At 61.1% G+C, this 25,668-nt stretch carries 7 protein-coding genes and 2 pseudogenes (1 of these 9 cut by a window edge); 3 read left to right on the top strand and 6 right to left on the bottom strand.

Annotation, left to right across the window (positions count from 1 at the left end):
- The 5 genes and pseudogenes from LOY35_RS12425 to LOY35_RS12445 all read right to left on the bottom strand — a co-directional run.
- Positions 1-5,721: the 5' portion of a non-ribosomal peptide synthase/polyketide synthase gene (locus tag LOY35_RS12425; protein ID WP_309475907.1), read on the bottom strand. 15,663 nt of this gene lie to the left of the window's left edge; 5,721 of the gene's 21,384 nt are visible here — the first part of the coding sequence; the start codon lies at positions 5,719-5,721; the stop codon falls past the left edge of the window.
- Complete coding sequence (locus LOY35_RS12430; protein ID WP_258633581.1) at positions 5,694-7,220, bottom strand: amino acid adenylation domain-containing protein; 1,527 nt, start codon at positions 7,218-7,220, stop codon at positions 5,694-5,696. Before LOY35_RS12430 ends, LOY35_RS12425 begins: the two co-directional genes overlap by 28 nt.
- A 45-nt stretch (positions 7,221-7,265) precedes the next feature.
- A pseudogene (locus LOY35_RS12435) lies at positions 7,266-8,984 on the bottom strand (condensation domain-containing protein); the annotation flags it as partial.
- Positions 8,970-13,691, bottom strand: a pseudogene (locus tag LOY35_RS12440) (amino acid adenylation domain-containing protein); the annotation flags it as partial. The pseudogenes LOY35_RS12440 and LOY35_RS12435, both read right to left, overlap by 15 nt.
- The gene (locus LOY35_RS12445) at positions 13,577-21,514 is read right to left on the bottom strand and encodes a non-ribosomal peptide synthetase (RefSeq protein ID WP_258632862.1); all 7,938 of its coding nucleotides are present in this window, start codon (positions 21,512-21,514) and stop codon (positions 13,577-13,579) included. The pseudogene LOY35_RS12440 and the gene LOY35_RS12445, both read right to left, overlap by 115 nt.
- A gap of 379 nt (positions 21,515-21,893) precedes the next feature.
- Here LOY35_RS12445 and LOY35_RS12450 point away from each other — a divergent pair, with 379 nt between their 5' ends.
- Positions 21,894-22,550 (top strand): aspartate/glutamate racemase family protein, encoded by a 657-nt coding sequence (locus LOY35_RS12450; RefSeq protein WP_258632864.1) that lies wholly within the window; start codon positions 21,894-21,896, stop codon positions 22,548-22,550.
- Between the two features lie 195 nt (positions 22,551-22,745).
- A complete protein-coding gene (locus LOY35_RS12455; RefSeq protein WP_258632866.1) occupies positions 22,746-24,068 on the top strand; it encodes an FAD-binding oxidoreductase in 1,323 nt (440 codons plus the stop codon).
- A 32-nt stretch (positions 24,069-24,100) separates the two neighbouring features.
- Here the strand turns inward: LOY35_RS12455 and LOY35_RS12460 are convergent, their stop codons facing one another.
- Entirely contained in the window at positions 24,101-24,991 is an 891-nt protein-coding gene (locus LOY35_RS12460; RefSeq protein ID WP_258632868.1) for a LysR substrate-binding domain-containing protein, read from the bottom strand.
- Positions 24,992-25,095: 104 nt separating this feature from the next.
- On the opposite strand from LOY35_RS12460, the gene LOY35_RS12465 reads away from it, so the two are divergent.
- The gene (locus tag LOY35_RS12465) at positions 25,096-25,521 is read left to right on the top strand and encodes a VOC family protein (RefSeq protein WP_258632870.1); all 426 of its coding nucleotides are present in this window, start codon (positions 25,096-25,098) and stop codon (positions 25,519-25,521) included.
- The last annotated feature ends 147 nt before the right edge of the window (positions 25,522-25,668 follow it).

Raw genomic sequence — 25,668 nt, forward strand, 5'->3', positions numbered from 1 at the left:
CGACGGCACGGTGTTGATCAGGGTGACGTCGTGCTCGCCGTCTTGCAGTTCCAGCACATTAGCGACCACTTCAATGCTGCCGCCTGAAGTCAGCGGCGCGAAGCACTCGTAAACCGCGAGGTCGAAGTTCAGCGAAGTCGAGAACAGGGTTTTCGATAAAGTTTGAGCGTCAAAGGTGCGATGAGCCCAGGTCAGGAAATTCACCGTGTTGCGGTGCTCGATCATCACGCCTTTCGGCAAACCAGTCGAACCCGAGGTGTAGATCACATACGCCAGATGCGCAGAAGTCAGCTCAGGCACCAGCGGATTCAGGACGGATTCGTCCTGCCACTGCTCATTATCGAGATTGATCACCACCCTCGCAGCATCGGCCAACAGCTCGACCGTAGCGTCCTGGGCCAACACCGCCGCCGGAGCACTGTCTTCAAGCATGTAGGCAATTCGTTCCGCAGGGTAAGCCGGATCCAGCGGCACATAGGCGCCCCCGGCTTTCAGGATCGCGAGCAGACCGACGATCATTTCAGGCCCGCGTTCGACGCAGATCGCCACGCGGGAGTCCGGTTTGACCCCGTTGTCACGCAAGTGATGCGCCAACTGGTTAGCGCGGCGGTTCAGCTCGCGGTAGCTCAGGCAGACGTCGTCATGCACCACCGCGACGGCTTCAGGCGTGCGTTCGACCTGCGCTTCGAACAACCCATGGAGGGTCTGTTCCTGCGGGTAATCCAGTGCGGTGGCGTTGAATTCCACCAGCAGCTTGTGCATTTCCTGCTGTGGCAGGATCGGCAAGGTATTGAGCGCGGATGACGGTGCGTCTTCCAGGGCCTTGACCAGGCTTTCGATTGCCGCGTGCATGTAATCGCAAACACGCTGAGCGCCGATGTCGGCCACGACCTGAGCGTTGAGCATGAAGTCCTCACCCAGATCGTCCACGTTCAACATCAACGGGTAGTTGCTGCGCTCCTCCCCGCCCAGGGCTTGAATACCAGCCCACACGGCATCGGCTTCCGGACTCAAGACTTCGTCGTTACTGTGTCGATAGTTGAGCAAGGCGCTGAACAGAGGCCGCTCGCTGGATACACCACTGCAACGTTGAGCCAGGGATAGCGGTGCATGCTCATGCTTAAGCAATGTCGCCAGTTGTGCATGGGTGGCTTGAGCGCTGGCTTGAACTTCCTGATTGCCTACGTCGATGCGTATTGGCAGGGTGTTGATGAACATGCCCAAGGCACGGTCGGCACCGTCACCGCCTTGCATGCGCCCCATCAATACGGTGCCGAAGACAACGGTATCCTGGCCGGTGACCTTGCCCAGCACCTGGGCCCAGGCCAGGTGGCAGAGGCTGGCTGCACTGACCCCCAGGCTGCGAGCCTGATAGCGCAGACGTCGGGCCAGTTCGGAATCGACGCGTTGATGCACCTCTTCGATCTCACCGCCGTCGCCCTGTACATCGTGCAGGTCGAAGGGCAGGGTGGGCTCGTCGATGTCGCCGAGCATGTCGCGGAAGAAGGCTTCATGGTCTTCGCGGCTGACGCCCAGGCGGGCCTGGGCCACGTAGTTGCGGTACGGCACCGAGGCCGGCAGCTCCTTGCCTTTGCCCGACATAAGGGCCTGCATTTCGTCGCGCATCACTTGCAGGGCCGTGTGGTCGAGCACCAGGTGATGGCACAGCAGCAGTGAGACGATGCGCTGGTGGGCGGCATCGTAGGCGCTGATCAGCCGCATCAACGGTGCTTGGGTCAGGTCCAGGCGAGAGTGCCGAGGGTCATGGCGTTGCTGCAATTGCAGGGAAATATCGCCCTGCATCGGGTCAAGGTCGAGGGTTTCCACGCTCAGGGCGGCTTGGCGCCAAACCACCTGAACAGGTTCCTCCAGGCCCTCCCAGAGCAGGGCGGTACGAAGAATGTCATGGCGCTGGATCAGCTGTTGCAGCGCCTGGCTGAAAGCCTCCAGATACGCTTGATCCTGCAAGGCAAACACCGATTTCAGGACATAGGGATCGCCCCGTTCAGCGGCAAGGTGGTGGTAAAGAATGCCTTCCTGCAACGGTGCCAGGGCGTAGATGTCCTGCACGTTACCGACACCGCCCGGCACGTTGGAGACGATACGGTCTATGGCGTCCTGGTCCAGATTCACCAGCGGCAGCATGTCCGGGGTGATGCGTTCGCAGTGCTCGGGGATCAGATTGGTCGGTACCACGATCTCCGTGCCGCCGCCCACGGCCGCGGCCAGGGCCGTCAAAGTCGGCTGGCTGAACAGCACGCGCACGTCGGCACTCAGGCCGATCTGGCGCATACGCTCGATCAACTTCACGGCCAGCAGCGAATGCCCACCCAGTTCGAAGAAATGGTCTTGACGACCTACCTCGTCGATGCCCAGCAGTTCTTGCCAGATCTCGGCGATGGCCCGTTCGGTGGCACCTTGGGGCGCTTGGTATTCGCGACTGACCAGGGCCCACTGATCGGGAGCCGGCAAGGCCTTGCGGTCCAGTTTGCCGTTGGAGGTCAGCGGTAGAGACGCAAGACAGACGTAAGCGGCGGGCACCATATAGTCCGGCAGATGGGCTTGCAGATGGAGACGCAATACCTCGATGTCAAGCGTTTCGCCCGACAGCCGTGATGTGTAATACGCCACCAGGCGCTTTTCGCCCGACGCATCTTCCCTGGCCATCATCACCACTTCTTTCACTTCGTGGTGCTGGGCCAGACGGGCTTCGATCTCGCCCAATTCGATCCGCAAGCCACGGATCTTCACTTGGTCGTCGTTTCGTCCCAGGAACTCGATATTGCCATCGGGCAGGTAACGGCCCAGGTCGCCGGTCTTGTACATCCGGGCACCCGGGCCTTGGCTGAATGGATCGTCCAGGAAGCGCTCGGCGGTCAGTTGCGTCAGGTTCAAATACCCCCGCGCGACTTGAACGCCAGCGATGTAAACCTCTCCCGCCACCCCCAAGGGGACCGGCTGTTGATAGGCATCGAGCAGGTAGAGACGGGTATTGGCGATCGGTTTGCCGATCGGCGTACTGTCTGGCGTGTCGGGGCCTGAGCAGTCCCATGCGGTGACATCGACGGCCGCTTCGGTCGGGCCGTACAGGTTGTGCAGCGCGGTGTCGGGCAATTGCGCCTTGAAACGGCGAACCAGATGGCCCGGCAACGCCTCACCGCTGCACAGCACGCGCCGCAGGTCAGCGAAGCCCTGGCTGTCGCCATGTTCCAGGAAGACCTCAAGCATCGAGGGCACGAAGTGCAGCAAGGTAATGCGTTGCTCGCGCATTACGTGAGCCAGGTAGGCCGGATCCTGATGGCCACCCGGTCGCGCCAGGTGCAACTGCGCACCGGCCAGCAACGGCAGGAAAAACTCCCACACCGACACGTCGAAGCCATACGGGGTCTTTTGCAGGACCCGGTCGGTTTCGTTCACCGCGTAGTGGTTTTGCGCCCAAAGAAGGCGATTGACCACGCCACGGTGTTCGTTCATCACGCCTTTCGGCAGGCCTGTCGAACCGGAGGTGTAGAGCACGTAGGCCAAGTGGGTCGGCTCAAGGCCCAGGGTCGTGGGCCGTGGGTTGCCGGTTGGATGGTGCGTCCGTTGGGCATCGTGGTTGTCGAGCAGCAGCACCGGCAAATGCGATGGCGCCGCAAAGTCGAGCAGTGCCTGCGCCGTGAGCAGGGCCACGGGAGCACTGTCATCGAGCATGTAGTACTGACGGGAAGCGGGCAGGTCTGGATCGATGGGCATATAAGCGCCGCCGGCCTTCAGGATGGCCAGCAGTGCGACAACCATGTCCGTGCTGCGGTGCAGACGCACGGCCACCCGATCATCCGGGCCGATGCCCCGTTCGATCAACTGGTGCGCCAGCTGGTTGGCTTTATGGTTCAGTTCGGCGTAAGTGAGCACCTTGCCGTTGTGATCGCTGACGGCACAGGCGTCAGGTTGGCGTTCTGCCTGTTGCTCGAAGAGTGTGTGGATGAGTGCTTCTTGAGGGTATAAGCGCTCGGTGGCGTTGAAGTCGACAATCAGCTGATTGCGCTCCTGCTCCGGCAGGATCGGCAGGCTGTGCAAAGGCGCCAGGGGTGAATGCTCAAGGGCTTCCACCAGGCTGGTCAGTGCCGTCTGCATGTAGGCGCAGACGCGTTGCGCGTCGATGTCGACCACGGCTTGGACGTTGAGCATGAAGTCCTCGCCCAGGTCGTCCACGTTCAACATCAATGGGTAGTTGCTGCGCTCCTCTCCGCCCAGGGTTTGAATGCCGGTCCATGCGGCATTGGCTTCCGGGTTCGAGGCTTCGCCGCCACTGTGTCGATAGTTGAGCAAGGCGCTGAACAGCGGCAGTTCGCCAGATACGCCGCTGCAACGTTGAGCCAGGGATAGCGAGGCATGCTCATGCTTGAGCAGTGTCGATAACCGGGCATGAGTGGTATGAACGCTGGCCTGAGCCCCCTGATGACCGATGTCGATGCGTATCGGCAGGGTGTTGATGAACATGCCCAGCGCCCGGTCTGTCCCAGCGGAACCGCTCATGCGTCCCATCAACACAGTACCGAAGACAACGGTATCCCTACCGGTGACCTTGCCCAGCACCTGGGCCCAGGCCAGATGCACCAGGCTGGCCGCACTGACGCCGGACTGGCGGGCCTGTGCGCGCAGGCGGCGGCTCAAGGCGCTGTTAATGCGTTGATGGACTTCCTCGATCTCACCGCCATCGCCCTGCACATCGTGCAAGTCGAAGGGCAGGGTGGGCTCGTCGATGTCGCCGAGCATGTCGCGGAAGAAGGCTTCATGGTCTTCGCGGCTGACGCCCAGGCGGGCCTGGGCCACGTAGTTGCGGTACGGCACCGAGGCCGGCAGGCGGTGTTCCTGGCCGAGCATGCAGGCGTCGATCTCGTGGGCAAGCACGGGCAACGAAGTGGCATCGTGGATCAGGTGATGGAACGCCAGCAGCGCTACCCAGCGGTCAGCGAGTGGATCATGGGCATAGGCGATGCGCAGCATTGGCGCCTGGCGAATGTCCACCCGGTCATGACTATGCAGCTGCGCGATGATATCGGGGGTGGCGGGGTCGAGACGGAGTTCCTCCACAATCAGCCCGGCCTGGCGCCAGACCACCTGGACAGGTTGGTCCAGGCCTTCCCAGAGGAGGCTGGTGCGCAAGATGTCGTGGCGAGCAATCACCGCCTGCAAGGCCTTGGCAAAATGTTGCACGCGTTCCCGACTGTCAAAGCTGAACAGCACATTTCGCCGGTATGGGTCATCCTCGGGGGCCATGAGATGGTGGTAGAGGATGCCTTCCTGCAGTGGCGCCAGGGCGTAGATGTCCTGCACGTTGCTGATACCGCCCTGCACGCTGGCCACGATACGGTCGATGGCGTTCTGGTCCAGGTCCGCCAGCGGCAGCATGTCCGGGGTGATGTGTTTGCAATCCTCGGTAATCAGGTTGGCTGGCACCAGGACTTCCGTGCCGCCACCGACGGCAGCGGCCAGGGCCGCGAGGGTTGGCTGGCTGAACAGTACGCGCACGTCGGCACTCAGGCCGACCTGGCGCATCCGCTCGATCAACGTGACTGCCAGAAGCGAATGCCCGCCCAGTTCGAAGAACTGGTCATGGCGACCGACCTGTTGCAGGCCCAAAAGGTCTTGCCAGATCTGCGCCAGAGTGGTTTCGATTTCGCCTTGCGGTGCTTCGTAACCACGGATGATCAGTGCATCGTGTTCCGGCGCTGCCAAGGCCTTACGGTCGAGCTTGCCGTTGGGGTCAGCGGCAGTGTGTCGAGGTGTACGTAGGCCACCGGGACCATGTAGGCGGGCAACTGCGCTTGCAGGTGGCTGCGCAGGGCTTCGATGTCCACCGCTTGCGATTGAGTGAAGTAAGCCACCAGGCGTTTGTCGCCCGGCACGTCTTCACGGGCCTGCACCACCGCTTCTTTCACGGCCTCATGCTGGGCGAGTTTGGCTTCGATCTCGCCCAGTTCGATACGGAAACCGCGGATCTTCACCTGGTCGTCGTTGCGGCCCAGGAACTCGATATTGCCATCGGCCAGCCAGCGGCCCAGGTCGCCGGTCTTGTACATCCGGGCGTTTGCAACAGCGCTGAACGGGTCCTTGAGGAAACGTTCTACCGTCAAATCGTCGCGGTTCAGATAACCGCGAGCGACCCCGGCGCCACCGATGTAGATTTCCCCCGGTACACCCAATGGCACCGGTTGTTTGTGTTCATCCAGCAGATAGAACTGAGTGTTCGCCACCGGCTTGCCGATGTGCGCGACAAACCCATCTTCGCGAGCCATGGACACCCAACTGGAATAGGTCGTGGTTTCCGAAGGCCCATAGAGATTGCACAAGCGCTTGACCGAAGTCTGTTCGAACAGCGCTTCCACCAGACTGCGCTTGAGCGCTTCACCGGCCACGTTGACCGTGTCGACGCCATCACCCAGCCCACCGGATTCCAGCAACGCCTTGAGCGCCGACGGTACGGTGTTGATCAGGGTGATGTCGTGCTCGCCGTGTTGCAGTTCCAGCACATTAGTGACGACCTCGATGCTGCCGCCAGATGTCAATGGTGCAAAGCATTCGTACACGGCCAAGTCGAAGTTCAGCGAAGTCGAGAACAGCGTCTTCGACAAGGTTTGCGCATCGAACGAACGATGCGCCCAGGTCAGGAAGTTCACCGTGTTGCGGTGTTCGATCATCACGCCTTTAGGCAAACCGGTGGAGCCCGAGGTGTAGATCAGGTAGGCCAAGTGCGACGAGGTCAGTTCTGGCACCAACGGATTCAGGACGGATTCGTCCTGCCACAGCCCGCTACCGAGGTCGATCACTGGCATCGAGGCTTCTGCCAACAACCCGAGGGTTGCCTTCTGGGCCAGCACCACCGCCGGTGCGCTGTCCTCAAGCATGTAGGCAATCCGATCCGCCGGATAGGCCGGATCCAACGGCACATAACCGCCGCCGGCCTTGAGGATCGCCAGCAACCCCACCACCATGTCGATGCCACGCTCGACACAGATCGCCACCCGCGAATCCGACCGCACGCCCTGCCCGCGCAGGTAATGCGCCAACCGGTTGGCCCGTTCGTTCAACTCACGGTAGCTCAGACAAACGTCGCCATGCACCACCGCAACCGCTTCCGGCGTGCGTTCGACCTGCGCTTCGAACAACCCATGAAGGGTCTGTTCCTGTGGGTAATCCAGTGCGGTGGCGTTGAATTCCACCAGCAGTTTGTGCATTTCCTGCTGCGGCAGGATTGGCAAGGCGTTGAGCGCGGATGACGGTGCGTCTTCCAGGGCCGTGACCAGGCTTTCCAGCGCGGTCTGCACGTAACCGGCGATCCGTTTTGCCCCGGTATTGGCCGGGCAGGTGAGGGTGAAGGTGAAACCCTGGCCCTCATCGTCCACGTTCAACGCCAGCGGATAATTGGTCCGTTCCGTGGCTTTGAACCGCTCGATATCGATCCAGGCACCGAGCCCCTCGGCGGTACCCGATGCGTCGGTGTGGCGGTAATTGAGCAAGGCGCTGAACAGAGGCCGTTCGCTGGATACACCGCTGCAACGTTGAGCCAGGGATAGCGGTGCATGCTCATGCTTAAGCAATGTCGCCAGTTGTGCATGAGTGGCTTGAGCGCTGGCTTGAACTTCCTGATTGCCTGCGTCGATGCGTATCGGCAAGGTATTGATGAACATGCCCAAGGCACGGTCGGCACCGTCACCGCCTTGCATGCGCCCCATCAATACGGTGCCGAAGACAACGGTATCCTGGCCGGTGACCTTGCCCAGCACCTGGGCCCAGGCCAGGTGGCAGAGGCTGGCTGCACTGACCCCCAGGCTGCGAGCCTGATGGCGCAGACGTCGGGCCAGTTCGGTATCGACGCGTTGATGCACCTCTTCGATCTCACCGCCGTCGCCCTGTACATCGTGCAGGTCGAAGGGCAGGGTGGGTTCGTCGATGTCGCCGAGCATGTCGCGGAAGAAGGCTTCATGGTCTTCGCGGCTGACACCCAGGCGGGCTTGGGCCACGTAGTTGCGGTACGGCACCGGGGCCGGCAGGCGCTGTTCCTGGCCGAGCATGCAGGCGTCGATCTCGTGGGCAAGCACAGGCAACGAAGTGGCATCGTGGATCAGGTGATGGAACACCAGCAGCGCTACCCAGCGGTCAGCGAGTGGGTCATGGGCATAGGCGATGCGCAGCATGGGCGCCTGGCGAATGTCCACCCGGTCATGACTATGCAGCTGCGAGATGATATCGGGGGTGGCGGGGTCGAGACGGAACTCCTCCACAATCAGCCCGGCCTGGCGCCAGACCACCTGGACAGGTTGGTCCAGGCTTTCCCAGAAGAGGCTGGTGCGCAAGATGTCGTGGCGAGCAATCACCGCCTGCAAGGCCTCGGCAAAATGTTGCACGCGTTCCCGGCTGTCAAAGTTGAACAACACATTTCGCCGGTATGGGTCATCCTCGGGGGCCATGAGATGGTGATAGAGGATGCCTTCCTGCAGCGGCGCCAGGGCGTAGATGTCCTGCACGTTGCTGATACCGCCCGGCACGCTGGAGACGATACGGTCGATGGCGTTCTGGTCCAGGTCCGCCAGTGGCAGCATGTCCGGGGTGATGCGTGCGCAGTGCTCGGGGATCAAGTTGGCTGGCACCAGGACTTCCGTGCCGCCACCGACGGCAGCGGCCAGGGCCGCGAGGGTTGGCTGGCTGAACAGTACGCGTACGTCGGCACTCAGGCCGATCTGGCGCATATGCTCGATCAGCTTCACGGCCAGCAGAGAGTGCCCGCCCAATTCGAAGAAATGGTCATGGCGGCCAACCTGTTGCAGGCCCAGCAGGTCTTGCCAGATCTCGGCGATGGCCCGTTCGGTGCTACCTCGGGGCGCTTGGTATTCGCGGCTGATCAGGGCCAACTGGTCGGGAGCCGGCAAGGCCTTGCGGTCCAGCTTGCCGTTGGAGGTTAGCGGCAGGGCGTCGAGCTGTACGTAGGCGGCCGGGACCATGTACTCCGGCAATCGCGCTAGCAGATGATTGCGCAGGGTTTCGATGTCGACTGCTGCGTTCGGCGAATGTTGGGTGAAATACGCCACCAGGCGCTTGTCGCCCGGTACGTCTTCCCGGGCCAGGACCACGGTTTCCTTGATGCCTGGAGCCTGAGCGAGCTTGGCTTCGATTTCACCCAGTTCAATGCGGAAGCCACGGATCTTGACCTGATCGTCATTACGTCCCCGGTATTCGAGGCTGCCATCGGCAGACCAGCGCACCAGGTCGCCGGTACGGTACAGGCGGGCACCCTGATTTGGGCTGAACGGGTCGGCAATGAAGCGTTCTTCATTCAGCTCTGGGCGATTCAAGTAGCCCCGCGCTACGCCTGCACCCCCGACATACAACTCACCGACCACGTCCATGGGCACGGGCTGGCGCTGGGCGTCCAGCACATAGGTCTGCAGATCCGGAATACGCACACCAATCGAACTGATACCCGTCTGCTGCGCATCCTCGGCCTGCAAGGGGTAATAGGTCACGTGCACGGTGGTTTCGGTAATGCCATACATGTTGACCAGTTGCGTGCTGGCATTGGCTTCGCGGGCATACCACGGCTTGAGCATCCCGGGATCCAGGGCTTCGCCGCCGAAAATCACCTGGCGCAGGGAGTGCGTCTGCTGGCTTTCGTCTTGCGCGGCGATCAGTTGGCGGAAGGCGCTAGGGGTCTGGTTGAGCACCGTAACACCGGCATCGCAGATCAGGGCATAGCAGGCCTGTGGCGAACGGGTGACTGGCTGCGGCACGATCAACAACTGTCCGCCGTGGACCAGAGCGCCCCAGATTTCCCAGACCGAGAAGTCGAAGGCGAAGGAATGGAACAATGCCCAGACATCGGTCGGGTTGAAATCGAACCACGCCTGGGTGGCTGAAAACAGGCGTGCCACGTTGCGGTGTTCGACTTGCACGCCCTTGGGCAGGCCGGTGGAACCGGAGGTGTAGATCACGTAGGCCAGATGCGCCGGGGTCAGTTCTGGAACCAGCGGATTTTCGACGGATTGCTCCTGCAACGACTGACTGCCCAGATCAATCAACGGTACCGAAACGCCTGCCATCAAGGCCAATGCCGCGCCTTGGGCCAGGACCGCAGCCGGCGCACTGTCCTGCAGCATGTAGGCAATTCGTTCCGCAGGGTAAGCCGGATCCAGCGGCACATAACCGGCCCCCGCCTTCAGAATGGCGAGCAAGCCGACAATCATCTCCGGTCCGCGCTCGACGCAGATCGCCACCCGATCATCCGGGCCGATGCCCTGTTCGATCAACTGGTGTGCCAACTGGTTGGCTTTATGGTTCAGTTCGGCGTAAGTGAGGACCTTGCCGTTATGATCGCTGACAGCGCAGGCGTCAGGTTGGCGTTCTGCCTGTTGCTCGAAGAGTGTGTGGATGAGTACGTCTTGAGGGTACAAATGTTCAGTGGCGTTGAAGCCGACAATGAGCTGATGACGCTCCTGTTCCGGCAGGATCGACAGGCTGTGCAAGGGCGCCAGGGGTGAGTGCTCAAGTGCTTCCACCAGGCTTTCCAGTGCCGTCAGCATGTAATTGCAGACACGCTGCGCGCCGATGTCGACCACGACCTGAGCGTTGAGCATGAAGTCCTCGCCCAGGTCGTCCACGTTCAACGTCAACGGGTAGTTGCTGCGTTCCTCGACGTTCAATACTTGAATGCCAGCCCATAGGGCATCGGCTTCCGGATTCAAGGCTTCGCGGTCACTGTGTCGGTAGTTGAGCAAGCTGCTGAACAGCGGCAGCTCGCCAGATACACCGCTGCAACGTTGAGCCAGGGATAGTGAGGCATGCTCATGCTTGAGCAATGTCGATAACCGGGCATGAATGGCTTGAACGCTGGCCTGAGTCCCTTGATTGCCTACGTCGATGCGCATCGGCAAAGTGCTGATGAACATGCCCAGCGCCCGGTCTGTACCAACGGAGCCGCTCATGCGCCCCATGAGGACTGTGCCAAAGACAACAGCCTGCTGGCCGGTGACCTTGCCCAGCACCTGGGCCCAGGCCAGGTGGCAGAGGCTGGCTGCACTGACCCCCAGGCTGCGGGCCTGATGGCGCAGACGTCGGGCCAGTTCGGTATCGACGTACTGGTGCACCTCTTCGATCTCACCGCCGTCGCCCTGTACATCGTGCAGGTCGAAGGGCAGGGTGGGTTCGTCGATGTCGCCGAACATGTCGCGGAAGAAGGCTTCATGGTCTTCGCGGCTGACGCCCAGGCGGGCCTGGGCCACGTAGTTGCGGTACGGCACCGAGGCTGGCAGTTCCTTGCCTTTGCCCGACATAAGGGCCTGCATTTCGTCACGCATCACTTGCAGGGCCGTGTGGTCGAGCACCAGGTGATGACACAGCAGCAGCGAGACGATGCGCTGGTGGGCGGCATCATAGGCGCTGACCAGCCGCATCAACGGTGCTTGGGTCAGGTCCAGGCGGGAGTGCCGAGGGTCATGGCGCTGTTGCAGTTGCAGGGAAATATCGCCCTGCGCCGGGTCAAGGTCGAGGGTTTCCATGCTCAGGGCCGCTTGGCGCCAAACCACCTGAACAGGTTCCTCCAGGCCCTCCCATAACAGGGCGGTACGAAGAATGTCATGGCGCTGGATCAACTGTTGCAGCGCCTGGCTGAAAGCCTCCAGATACGCTTGATCTTGCAAGGCAAACACCGATTTCAGGACATAGGGATCGCCCCGCTCAGCGGCAAGGTGGTGATAAAGAATGCCTTCCTGCAACGGTGCCAGGGCGTAGATATCCTGCACGTTGGCCACGCCGCCCGGCACGCTGGAGACGATACGGTCGATGGAGTCCTGCTCCAGGTTCACCAGCGGCAGCATGTCCGGGGTGATGCGTTCGCAGTGCTCGGGAATCAGGTTGGCCGGCACCATGACTTCCGTGCCGCCGCCCACGGCAGCGGCCAGGGCCGCGAGAGTTGGTTGGCTGAATAGCACGCGCACGTCGGCACTCATGTTCTGTTGGCGCATACGCTCGATCAGCTTCACGGCCAGCAGCGAGTGACCGCCTAATTCAAAGAAATGGTCATGGCGGCCCACCTGATCGATGCCCAGCAGTTCCTGCCAGATCCGGGCAATGGCGATCTCGACCTCACCTTGAGGTGCCTCGTATTCGCGACTGATCACTGACGACAGGGCCGGTGCCGGCAGGGCCTTGCGGTCCAGCTTGCCGTTAGGCGTCAGTGGCAGGGCGTCGAGTTGTACGTAAGCGGCGGGCACCATGTAACTGGGCATTCGGGCCAGCAAATGTTCGCGCAGTTCGTCGAGGCTGACTTCTTTGGCATCAGCGGTGAAGTACGCCACCAGACGCTTGTCACCGGGTACGTCTTCACGGACTATCACTACCGCGTCGTTTACTGCCTCGTGTCGGGCGAGCTCCGCTTCGATCTCGCCCAGTTCGATGCGGAAGCCCCGGATCTTCACCTGATCGTCATTACGCCCCCGATATTCGAGGCTGCCATCGGCAGACCAACGCGCCAGGTCGCCGGTTCGGTACAGCCGTGCACTCTTGTTGTCGCTGAACGGGTCGGCAATGAAGCGTTCTTCATTCAGCTCTGGGCGATTCAAGTAGCCCCGCGCTACGCCTGCACCCCCGACATACAACTCACCGACCACGTCCATGGGCACGGGCTGGCGCTGGGCGTCCAGCACATAGGTCTGCAGATCCGGAATACGCACACCAATCGAACTGATACCCGTCTGCTGCGCATCCTCGGCCTGCAAGGGGTAATAGGTCACGTGCACGGTGGTTTCGGTAATGCCATACATGTTGACCAGTTGCGTGCTGGCATTGGCTTCGCGGGCATACCACGGCTTGAGCATCCCGGGATCCAGGGCTTCGCCGCCGAAAATCACCTGGCGCAGGGAGTGCGTCTGCTGGCTTTCGTCTTGCGCGGCGATCAGTTGGCGGAAGGCGCTAGGGGTCTGGTTGAGCACCGTAACACCGGCATCGCAGATCAGGGCATAGCAGGCCTGTGGCGAACGGGTGACTGGCTGCGGCACGATCAACAACTGTCCGCCGTGGACCAGAGCGCCCCAGATTTCCCAGACCGAGAAGTCGAAGGCGAAGGAATGGAACAATGCCCAGACATCGGTCGGGTTGAAATCGAACCACGCCTGGGTGGCTGAAAACAGGCGTGCCACGTTGCGGTGTTCGACTTGCACGCCCTTGGGCAGGCCGGTGGAACCGGAGGTGTAGATCACGTAGGCCAGATGCGCCGGGGTCAGTTCTGGAACCAGCGGATTTTCGACGGATTGCTCCTGCAACGACTGACTGCCCAGATCAATCAACGGTACCGAAACGCCTGCCATCAAGGCCAATGCCGCGCCTTGGGCCAGGACCGCAGCCGGCGCACTGTCCTGCAGCATGTAGGCAATTCGTTCCGCAGGGTAAGCCGGATCCAGCGGCACATAACCGGCCCCCGCCTTCAGAATGGCCAGCAAGCCGACAATCATCTCCGGTCCGCGCTCGACACAGATCGCCACCCGATCATCCGGGCCAATGCCCTGTTCGATCAACTGGTGTGCCAACTGGTTGGCTTTATGGTTCAGTTCGGCGTAAGTGAGGACCTTGCCGTTATGATCGCTGACAGCGCAGGCGTCAGGTTGGCGTTCTGCCTGTTGCTCGAAGAGTGTGTGGATGAGTACGTCTTGAGGGTACAAGTGTTCGGTGGCGTTGAATTCCACCAGCAGTTTGTGCATTCCTGCTGCCGGCAGGATCGGCAAGGCGTTGAGCGCGGATGACGGTGCGTCTTCCAGGGCCGTGACCAGGCTTTCCAGCGCGGTCTGCACGTAGCCGGCGATCCGTTTGCGCCCGGTATTGGCCGGGCAGGTGAGGGTGAAGGTGAACCCTCGCCCTCATCGTCCACGTTCAACGCCAGCGGATAATTGGTCCGTTCCGTGGCTTTGAACCGCTCGATATCGATCCAGGCACCGAGCCCCTCGGCGGTACTCGATGCGTCGGTGTGGCGGTAATTGAGCAAGGCGCTGAACAGAGGCCGTTCGCTGGATACACCGCTGCAACGTTGAGCCAGGGATAGCGGTGCATGCTCATGCTTAAGCAATGTCGCCAGTTGTGCATGAGTGGCTTGAGCGCTGGCTTGAACTTCCTGATTGCCTACGTCGATGCGTATCGGCAGGGTATTGATGAACATGCCCAACGCACGGTCGGCACCATCACCGCCTTGCAGGCGGCCCATCAACACGGTGCCGAAGACAACGGCTTGTTGGCCGGTGACCTTGCCCAGCACCTGGGCCCAGGCCAGGTGGTAGAGGCTGGCCGCACTGACCCCCAGGCTGCGGGCCTGATGGCGCAGGCGTCGGGCCAGTTCGGTATCGACGTGCTGGCGGGTCTCTTCGATCTCACCGCCATCGCCCTGCACATCGTGCAGGTCGAAGGGCAGGGTGGGCTCGTCGATGTCGCCGAGCATATCGCGGAAGAAGGCTTCATGGTCTTCGCGGCTGACGCCCAGGCGGGCCTGGGCCACGTAGTTGCGGTACGGCACCGGGGCCGGCAGGCAGTGTTCCTGGCCGAGCATGCAGGCGTCGATCTCGTGGGCGAGCACGGGCAACGAAGTGGCATCGTGGATCAGGTGATGGAACGCCAGCAGCGCTACCCAGCGGTCAGCGAGTGGATCATGGGCATAGGTGATGCGCAGCATTGGCGCCTGGCGAATGTCCACCCGGTCATGATTATGCAATTGCGCGGTGATATCGGGAGCGGTGGGGTCGAGACAGAGTTCCTCCACAATCAGCCCGGCCTGGCGCCAGACCACCTGGACAGGTTGGTCCAGGCCTTCCCAGAGGAGGCTGGTGCGCAAGATGTCGTGGCGAGCAATCACCGCCTGCAAGGCCTCGGCAAAATGTTGCACGCGTTCCCGGCTGTCAAAGTTGAACAACACAGTTCGCCGATACGGATCATCCTCGGGGGCCATGAGATGGTGGTAGAGGATGCCTTCCTGCAGCGGCGCCAGGGCGTAGATGTCCTGCACGTTGCTGATACCGCCCGGCACGCTGGCCACGATACGGTCGATGGCGTTCTGGTCCAGGTCCGCCAGCGGCAGCATGTCCGGGGTGATGTGTTCGCAGTGCTGGAGAATCAAGTTGGCCGGAACCTTGATCTCACTTCCACTACCCACGGTCGCGGCCAGGGCCGCGAGGGTGGGTTGGCTGAACAGCACGCGCACGTCGGCGCTCAGGCCGACCTGACGCATCCGTTCGATCAGGCTGACAGCCAGCAGGGAGTGGCCGCCGAGTTCGAAGAAGTGATCGTGACGACCGACGCGCTCGACCTTGAGCAGGTCTTGCCAGATCTGCGCCAGGGTGGTTTCGACTTCGCCCTGGGGGGCTTCGTAGCCACGGCTGATCAATGCTTCGTGGTCGGGTGCCGGCAGGGCCTTGCGGTCGAGCTTACCGTTGGGGGTCAGCGGCAGTGTGTCGAGGTGTACGTAGGCCACCGGGACCATGTAGGCCGGCAACTGCGCTTGTAGGTGGCTGCGCAGGGCTTCGATGCCCACTGCTTGCGATTGGGTGAAATAGGCGACCAGGCGTTTGTCACCCGGCACGTCTTCGCGGGCCTGCACCACCGCTTCTTTCACGGCCTCATGCTGGGCGAGCTTGGTTTCGATCTCGCCCAGTTCGATACGGAAACCGCGGATCTTCACCTGGTCGTCGTTACGGCCGAGGTATTCGATGTTGCCATCGGGCAGATAGCGACCCAAGTCGCCGGTTCTGTACATCCGGGCGTTCGCGGTACTGCTGAACGGATCCTTGAGGAAACGCTCTGCGGTCAGATCATCACGATTGAGGTAACCACGGGCGACACCCGCACCACCGATGTAGATTTCCCCCGGTACGCCCAACGGCACGGGTTGTTTATGTTCATCCAGCAAATAGAACTGAGTGTTCGCCACCGGCTTACCGATGTGCGCGGCAAACCCGTCTTCGCGGGCCATCGACACCCAACTGGAGTAAGTCGTGGTTTCCGAAGGGCCGTAAAGGTTGCACAGCCGCTTGACCTGGGTCTGCTCGAACAGCGTTTCCGCCAGACTGCGCTTGAGCGCTTCACCGGCCACGTTGACCGTGTCCACACCCTCGCCCAACCCACCGGACTCCAGCAATGCCTTGAGCGCCGACGGTACGGTGTTGATCAGGGTGATGTCGTGCTCGCCCTGTTGCAGTTCCAGCACATTAGTGACGACCTCGATGCTGCCTCCAGAAGTCAGCGGCGCGAAGCATTCATAGACCGCGAGATCGAAGTTCAGCGACGTGGAGAACAAGGTCTTCGACAGGGTTTGAGCCTCAAAGGAGCGATGCGCCCAGGTCAGGAAGTTCACCGTGTTGCGGTGTTCGATCATCACGCCTTTAGGCAAACCAGTGGAGCCCGAGGTGTAGATCACATAAGCCAAATGCGCAGAAGTCAGCTCAGGCACCAACGGATTCAGGACGGATTCGTCCTGCCACAGCCCGCTACCGAGGTCGATCACTGGCATCGCTGCATCGGCCAACAACCCAAGGGTCGCCGTCTGGGCCAAAACGACGGCCGGTGCACTATCCGCAAGCATGTAGGCAATCCGATCCGCCGGATAGGCCGGATCCAGCGGCACATAACCACCGCCGGCCTTGAGAATCGCCAGCAGGCCCACGACCATGTCGACACCGCGCTCGACACAGATCGCCACTCGCGAATCGGGCCGCACGCCCTGCCCGCGAAGGTAGTGCGCCAGTTGGTTGGCCCGTTCGTTCAGTTCGGCATAAGTCAGACGCTGATCGCCATGCAGCACCGCCAAAGCGTCCGGCGTGCGCGACGTCTGTTCCTCGAACAACCCGTGAATGTTCTGTTCCAGCGGGTAATCCAGTGCGGTGGCATTGAATTCCACCAGCAGTTTGTGCATTTCCTGCTGCGGCAGGATCGGCAAGGCGTTGAGCGCGGATGACGGTGCGTCTTCCAGGGCCGTAACCAGGCTTTTCAGCGCGGTCTGCACGTAGCCGGCGATCCGTTCCGCCCCCGTATTGGCCGGGCAGGTGAGGGTGAAGGTGAAACCCTCGCCCTCATCGTCCACGTTCAACGCCAGCGGATAATTGGTCCGTTCCGTGGCTTTGAACCGCTCAATATCGATCCAGGCACCGAGCCCCTCGGCGGTACCCGATGCGTTGGTGTGGCGGTAGTTGAGCAGGGCGCTGAACAGCGGTGCCGGGGCCGCGACGCCGCTGCAACGCTGAGCCAGTACCAGGGACGCATGTTCATGCCCGAGCAGCGCGGTCAGGCGAGCGTGGGTTACCTGTACGCCGTTGCGTACGCCTTGGCCGCCCAGGTCGACCCGCAGCGGCAGGGTATTGATGAACATGCCCAAGGCATGGTCGGCACCGTCACCGCCTTGCAGGCGGCCCATCAATACGGTGCCGAAGACAACGGTATCTCTACCGGTGACCTTGCCCAGCACCTGGGCCCAGGCCAGATGCACCAGGCTGGCTGCGCTGACGCCGGACTGTCGGGCCTGTGCGCGCAAGCGGCGGCTCAAGGCGCTGTTAATGCGTTGATGGACTTCCTCGATCTCACCGCCATCGCCCTGCACATCATGCAGGCCGAAGGGCAGGGTGGGGTCGTCGATGTCGCCGAGCATGTCGCGGAAGAAGGCTTCATGGTCTTCGCGGCTGACGCCCAGGCGGGCCTGGGCCACGTAGTTGCGGTACGGCACCGGGGCCGGCAGGTGGTGTTCCTGGCCGAGCATGCAGGCGTCGATCTCATGGGCAAGCACGGGCAACGAAGTGGCATCGTGGATCAGGTGATGGAACACCAGCAGCGCTACCCAGCGGTCAGCGAGTGGGTCATGGGCATAGGCGATGCGCAGCATTGGCGCCTGGCGAATGTCCACCCGGTCATGACTATGCAGCTGCGCGATGATATCGGGGGTGGCGGGGTCGAGACGGAACTCCTCCACAATCAGCTCGGCCTGGCGCCAGACCACCTGGACAGGTTGGTCCAGGCCTTCCCAGAAGAGGCTGGTGCGCAAGATGTCGTGGCGAGCAATCACCGCCTGCAAGGCCTCGGCAAAATGTTGCACGCGTTCCCGGCTGTCAAAGTTGAACAACACAGTTCGCCGATACGGATCATCCTCGGGGGCCATGAGATGGTGGTAGAGGATGCCTTCCTGCAGTGGCGCCAGGGCGTAGATGTCCTGCACATTGGCCACGCCGCCCGGGACGCTGGAGACGATACGGTCGATGGCGTCCTGGTCCAGGTCCGCCAGCGGTAGCATGTCCGGGGTGATGTGTTTGCAATCCTCGGGAATCAGGTTGGCTGGCACCAGGACTTCCGTGCCGCCACCGACGGCAGCGGCCAGGGCCGCGAGGGTTGGCTGGCTGAACAGTACGCGTACGTCGGCATTCAATTCCAACTGACGCATACGCTCAATCAACTTCACGGCCAGCAGCGAGTGACCGCCTAATTCAAAGAAATGGTCATGGCGGCCCACCTGCTCAACACCCAGCAGCTCCCGCCAGATCCGGGCAGTGGCGATCTCGACCTCACCTTGAGGCGCCACGTATTTACGGCTGATCACCGACGACAAGTCGGGTGCAGGCAAGGCCCTGTGGTCGAGTTTGCCGTTGAAGGTCAGCGGCAGGGCGTCGAGCTGTACGTAAGCGGCGGGGACCATGTGACTGGGCATCCGGGTCAGCAAATGCTCACGCAGTCCGTCGAGGTTTACTTCTTCGGCATCAGCGGTGAAGTAGGCCACCAGGCGCTTGTCACCGGGTACGTCTTCACGGACTATCACTGCCGCGTCTTTTACTGCCTCGTGTCGAGCAAGTTCGGCTTCGATCTCTCCCAGCTCGATGCGGAAACCACGGATCTTCACCTGATCGTCATTGCGCCCCTGGTATTCGAGGCTGCCATCGGCAGACCAGCGCACCAGGTCGCCGGTACGGTACAGCCGTGCACTCTTGTTGTCGCTGAACGGGTCGGCAATAAAGCGTTCTTCATTCAGCTCGGGGCGATTCAAATACCCCCGCGCCACGCCTGCACCCCCGACATACAACTCACCGACCACCCCCAGGGGCACAGGCTGGCGCTGGGCGTCCAGCACATAGGTCTGCAAATCCGGGATGCGCACACCGATGGGGCTGACACCCGTCTGCTGCGCATCCTCGACCTGTAAGGGGTAATAGGTCACGTGCACCGTGGTTTCGGTAATGCCATACATGTTCACCAGTTGCGTGCCGGCGTTGGCCGGCTTTGCGTACCACGGCTTGAGCATCCCTGGGTCCAGGGCTTCGCCGCCGAAAATCACCTGACGCAGCGAATGCACCTGCTGGCTCTCGCCTTGCGCGGCGATCAACTGGCGAAACGCACTTGGGGTCTGATTGAGCACCGTAACACCGGCATCGCAGATCAGGGCATAGCAAGCCTGTGGCGAACGGGTGACTGGCTGCGGCACGATCAACAACTGTCCGCCATGGACCAGAGCACCCCAGATTTCCCAGACCGAGAAGTCGAAGGCAAAGGAATGGAACAATGCCCAGACATCGGTCGGGTTGAAATCGAACCACGCCTGGGTGGCTGAAAACAGGCGTGCCACGTTACGGTGTTCGACTTGCACGCCCTTGGGCAGGCCGGTGGAACCGGAGGTGTAGATCACGTAGGCCAGGTGCGCCGGGGTCAGCTCCGGCAGCTGTGGATTGAGGACGGGATAGTGCTGCAGCATCGCGTCGTCGAGGTTGATGATTGGTACCGCATCGGTGATCAGCACCTTCCGCGTGGCTTCTTGAACTAACACGGCCACCGGTTCGCTGTCGTCCAACAGAAACGCCAGGCGCTCGGCGGGGTAGGTCGGATCAAGCGGCACGTAGCCAGCACCCGCCTTCAGAATGGCCAGCAAGCCGACAATCATCTCCGGCCCGCGCTCGACACAGATTGCCACCCGATCATCCGGACCGATGCCCTGTTCGATCAACTGGTGCGCCAGTTGGTTGGCTTTATGGTTCAGTTCGGCGTAAGTGAGGATCTTGCCGTTGTGATTGCTGACGGCGCAGGCGTCAGGTTGGCGTTCTGCCTGTTGCTCGAACAGTGTGTGGATGAGTGCGTCGTGGGGAAATAGCTGTTTGGGGGTATTGAATGCCTGCAACACATGTTGTCGTTCAGCCACTGGCATGATCGGAAAGTACGAAACTGCCGTGTTCTGGTGTTCGATCACTTGTCCGAGCATCGACATGATGCGTTTTTGAATCTGCTGGACTTCTTCCAGAGTGAAGAACGCGGTATTGAAGTTGAAGTCCAGATAAACGTCTTGGTTCGGGTGGTAGTCACAAACGGAGATCGCCAGTGGCAGGCGCTCATACCCGCTGTACTGGCGGAACGTTTCGGTCGGGCTGTCCCCAAATACCGCATCCGCATCGAGACTCTCAAACGACAGGGTCAGGTCAAACAACTGTCGACGGCCCGTCTGGTTTAGCTTCAAGGTCCGATTCAGTTCGGCTATCGGGAAGCGCTGATGCCGGTAGCCGCGGCGCAACTGGGCGGAAGTTGCCTGCATCAGGTCCAGAAACGAAGCTTGGAAGTCCACTTCCAGACGGATGGGGTTCAGGGAGGAAAACATGCCCACCGTGGTCTTCTGAAGAGCCGTTGTCCGGTTGTGGACCGGCATTCCGATCACGATGGAATCAACGCCGGTGGTACGGCAGAAGTAAGTGCTGACGATACTCATGAACACGTGGGTGAGTGACAGGCCCTGACCGTTTGCAAACAACGCAAGATCATTGAATAGCGTCCGGGAAATCATCATCTGGCTATGGGCGCTCGGTGCTACGACGCTGTCGGCAGCTGGGGCGCGCGGCAGTAGCAAGGGGGGCGGTAATTCGGTGTACAGCGCTTGCCAGAAAGCCTTGTCACGTTCGAAGCGAGTCGATTCCAGATAGGCCCGGTCCTCTGCGAGAAACGAGAGATAGGCGTGCCCTTCAGGGGGATTGTCATCACCCAGCAGCAGGTTGTTGTAAGCGGCTGCGACTGCATGAAGGATCAAATTGACACTGATGCCGTCACAAATCAGGTGATGGTAGCGATGCAGGCAGTAGTAACGATCTTCTGCGCAGCGGACGAGTCTGGCTTCCCATAGAACCTCGCCAAGCAGGTTGAACGGCTGACGGAAAGCCTCTTGCAGGTAAGCCTTCACGTCTTCCTCGGAGGCCTGCTCGCCAGAAAACTCGACAACGTTCAGCTTGGCTTTGACGTAAGGCAGTACGCGTTGCCTTACGCTCCCGGCCTCGACACTGAAACTCAAGCGCAGGGAATCATGGCGATCGACGATTAGCTGTAGCGCCTTCTCGAACCGTGGAAGATCCAGTTCACCCTTGATCTCGAGAACCATGCCAATGTTGTAGTAAGGCAGTTCGGGGTGCGTGATCTGATCGAACCAGATACCTTGCTGAGCGGATGCGAGCTCGAAGTGTGGACTTTCATTGTCGAACATTGGCAAGTCAGCGGAGGTCATGTTGGCGCCTGGATTGAAGTCAATTTGAGCTCGTCCACGGATTAGCGGTGACGAATGGTCGAAGAGTTGGAGCTCGATATGGGCACTGACGGATCCGTCAGTGAGGAGCCCCGAGAGCAAGAGCGGACGCTAGAGGGTTAGCTCGAAATTGGATGTCCCTGGAACTAGGGACAAATCAGGGATGTGTACGCTTGGCTGGCCGACATAGCTTGATCGAGAGGCGCGACAGGCCAGACAGATTGTGCTGCACACAACCCATAACAAAATTTTTTCTGCGATTGCGTGGCGTGAAAACGAGGCGGCTTCGCCTGCGATTCATGCGGTAATGGAAGACACGAAAACCGTGTCCCGTTAATAAGCCCGCACGCAGGAGAATTCCATGACCCAGCGTATTGCTTTCATCCATACCGTCGGTTTTCTGGTCGAGGAGTTCCGGGCGCGTATGCGTGCCGAGGTTCCCGCCGCCGACTGCTTCCATATCCTTAACGAAAGTCTGCTGCAGGACCTGTTGCGCGGCGCACCGCAGCCGCAGGTCTACCAGCGCGTGGTTGATCAGATTGTGCTGGCGGCGCAAGCGCAGCCCGACCTGATCGTCGTCACCTGTTCATCGACGTCTCCGGCTGTCGACATCGCGCGCAGCATCGTGGCGCAGCCGATCCTGAAGATCGACGACCCGATGGCCTCGGAAGCGGTGCGCCGTGGCGCGCGTATTGGCCTGCTTTGTACGGCGACCAGCACGGTGGAGCCGAGCAGCGCGCTATTGCACGCCCATGCCGCAGCGCAAGGGCGCGATATCACGATCAAGACGGTGCTGCGTCCCGACGCCTACCAGGCGCTGATGACGGGCGATCGGGCGCGGCATGACGAGATTCTCCTTGAAGCGGCCTGCGGGATTTCCAACGACATCGACGTGCTGGTGCTCGCCCAGGCATCGCTGGCGCATCTGCGCGACCTGCTCGCGGCAGAGTTGAAGTGCCCGGTATTGGCAAGCCCGTCGTTATTGATGGGGGAAATCGCCGGGCGCTGTGCCGAATGAGTCGATAAGGGTGACACTTGGAGGTCGTGGCAGATTGTGCTGCGCATACCCCTAAAACAAGTTTTTCTGCGATCTAATGCGATGAAAACGAAACAGCTCTGCAGGCGGTGCATGGCGTAATGATCACCATCAGGTTGTTGGAAAAACGGCCTGCATTGCCCGGCTTGATAACCCCATCCAGATGAGACTTTTGGCATGTCACCCTCGATAAAACGCATTCCCAGCGATGAAAAGCTTCCTTCCCATGCCGATGTGGTGATCATTGGCGGCGGGATCATCGGCGCGACTGCCGCCTATTTCCTGGCAAGACGGGGACTCTCGGTGGCGCTGGTCGAGAAGGGCTATGTCGGCGGCGAACAGTCGAGCCGCAACTGGGGTTGGTGCCGCCAGCAGAATCGCGACGCCCGCGAACTGCCTCTCTCTGGTATCGCCTTGCGGTTGTGGGATGAGCTCACGGCGCAGATTGGCACCGATCTCGGCTTTCGCCGCTGCGGCCTCAAGTACGCGACCGACAATGCCAAGCAGCTCGCCGAATGGGAAGCATGGCTGGATATCGCGCGTCAATTCGATATCAAGACGCAGATACTGAGCCCCGGGGAGGCCACCTCCGCGATCCCGGCTGTTGGTCGCCAATGGCTGGGCGGCGTGCATTCCGTCGATGACGGCAAGGCAGAGCCCGCGCTCGCGGCGCCGGGAATTGCCGAGGGCGCGCGTGCCCTTGGCGCCACCATCCACCAGGACTGCGCCGCCTACGGTCTCGATATCACCAACGGCGCGGTGACGGGGGTGATCACTGAAAAAGGCCTCATCCGCACCCAGGCCGTCCTCTGTGCCGCCGGCGCCTGGGCATCGGCGTTTTGTCGGCGCCACGGGTTGAACTTTCCCCAGGCGAGCGTGCGCCAGACCGCGCTGCGCACGCGTCCGGCGCCGAACCTCGGGGATGCGATCTACACGCCGGATTTCGCGCTCACTCGCCGTCTGGATGGCAGTTATACGATCGCTATCAGTGGCAAGGCACGGCTCGACCTCACGCCCCAGGGCCTGCGCCATGGGAAGGCTTTCCTGCCCATGTTCGTCAAGCGGTTGGCCGCCATGGAGTTCGGCATCGGCAAATCCTTTATCCATGGTCCCGAAGGGTTGGCAGGCTGGGGCGCGGATAAACCCCTGGCGTTCGAGCGCACCCGTGTCCTCGATCCCGAGGCCAGGCCCGAGGCTATTGCCGAGATCCTGAAGCGGGTCCGGACGCGCTTCCCGGCCCTGGCGAACATTGAAGTAGCTGAGACCTGGGGAGGGTACGTGGACTTCACTCCCGATGCCGTGCCAGTGATATCCGCCGTGGATGGGCTGTCAGGGTTCGTCCTGGCGGCGGGCTGTTCCGGGCATGGGTTCGGCCTGGGGCCGGGGATCGGTTATCTGGCCGCCGATCTGGTCGCCAACGATACCCCCTGTGTCGACCCCAAGCCCTACCGTCTCTCGCGCTTGACCGATGGCTCGAAAATGGATGTGGGCGCGATCTGATCCTTGAAGGCCATTCGATTCGAGTGGCCTTTTCATGCCTGGGGCTGTCCGGAACTCCCCGTGACTTGATCACTGATAAGCTGGGCCAGGATCCGCACCGGTTCGGTAAAGGTGTGTCGAGGTCGATGCACCAGTCCGATATCACGGTGAAATGTGTGGGGTCCAAGGTCGAGCGCACGGATACCTGCCGGCCATTCCCGATGGGACACGGTCTGCGGCACGAGCGCTACGCCTACGCCATTTTCCACCAGCTTGATGATGGCCTCCAGTTCATCCAGCTCACAGACTTCACGCAAGGTGAAGTGCATTTGCCGCAGGAAACGATCGACCTGCCTGCCGCCGAAGGACGACCGGTCGTACCGGACGAAGGGTTGGCTGGAGAGCAGTTCGGACCAGTCTTCTTCAGGCGCATCACGGGGCACGATCAGGCGATAGGGCTCGAGCGCCAGGGTTGTCCAGCGCAGATCGCTCTGGAGCGAGAAGGGCGGGCGAATGATGACCGCCATGTCGATTTCGCCGGCATCCACCAGGTTGACCAGCTCCATCGACAAGCCCGGGATGACCCGCGTCCGGCACTGTGGGCATTGTTGGTGGAAGCGGGCCAGCGCGTCGGGCAGATAGGAGCGCTGGACGGAAGCAATGGCGCCGATATTGACCAGGGTGCTGGCAGGCAGTCCCAGGGTGGCGGAGCCCAGGTTGTCGTAAAGGCGAAGCAGCTCTTGCGCTTGCAGGAGTATCTGGTGGCCCATCCGGTTGAGGTGGGCCGAACGGCCTTTCCTGTCGAAGATTTCGAAGCCCAGTTCGGCCTCCAGACGCTGGATCTGGGCGCTGACCGCTGCCTGAGTGAGACCAATCCTGTTTCCGGCAGCGGCGAACGTACCTTCCCGGGCCACGGCGACAAGTGTCTTGAGTTCTTTGATCATTCACAAATATTAGTTGTGCCTCTAAAAAATATATATTGATTTTTATTGATGATTTTCCGGCTTACGCTCCACTTTCATCCACAAATATCAATACCGGAGTGCTGATGAGCCTTTCGCCTTTCCACCTCGCAATCCCCGTCTACGACCTGGCAGCCGCACGATCCTTTTATGGTGAAGTCTTTGGCCTGGAAGAGGGACGTTCCAGCACCCGGTGGGTCGACTTCAATTTCTATGGCCACCAACTGGTCATTCATGAGCACCCCAAGACGCCATCGCAAGAGGACGGCCACAGCAATCCGGTCGATGGACACGACGTTCCCGTTCCGCATTTCGGCGTCATCCTGGGGTGGGAATCGTGGGAGGCGCTGGCGGAGCGCCTGAAGTCCTTTGGCACCGAGTTCGTGATCGAGCCCTACATCCGCTTCCAGGGGCAGGTGGGTGAGCAGGCCACCATGTTTCTGTTCGATCCATGCGGTAACGCTTTGGAGTTCAAGGCTTTCAAGGACATGAGCCAGATCTTCGCGAAATAACCATCACAGGGGCACAACGTTGTGCCCCCTGATATCTGCGCAACGAAAAACCCCCTGCGGGCGCTGGTGAGTTGAGTTTGCAAAAAGCTGCCGCCAATAATTTGGCATCCGTCTGTCTTGTTTTCTTTTGGATCCAATAAAAACGCT

Origin of the sequence: Pseudomonas sp. B21-028 (assembly GCF_024749045.1) — a bacterium.
Lineage (GTDB): Bacteria > Pseudomonadota > Gammaproteobacteria > Pseudomonadales > Pseudomonadaceae > Aquipseudomonas.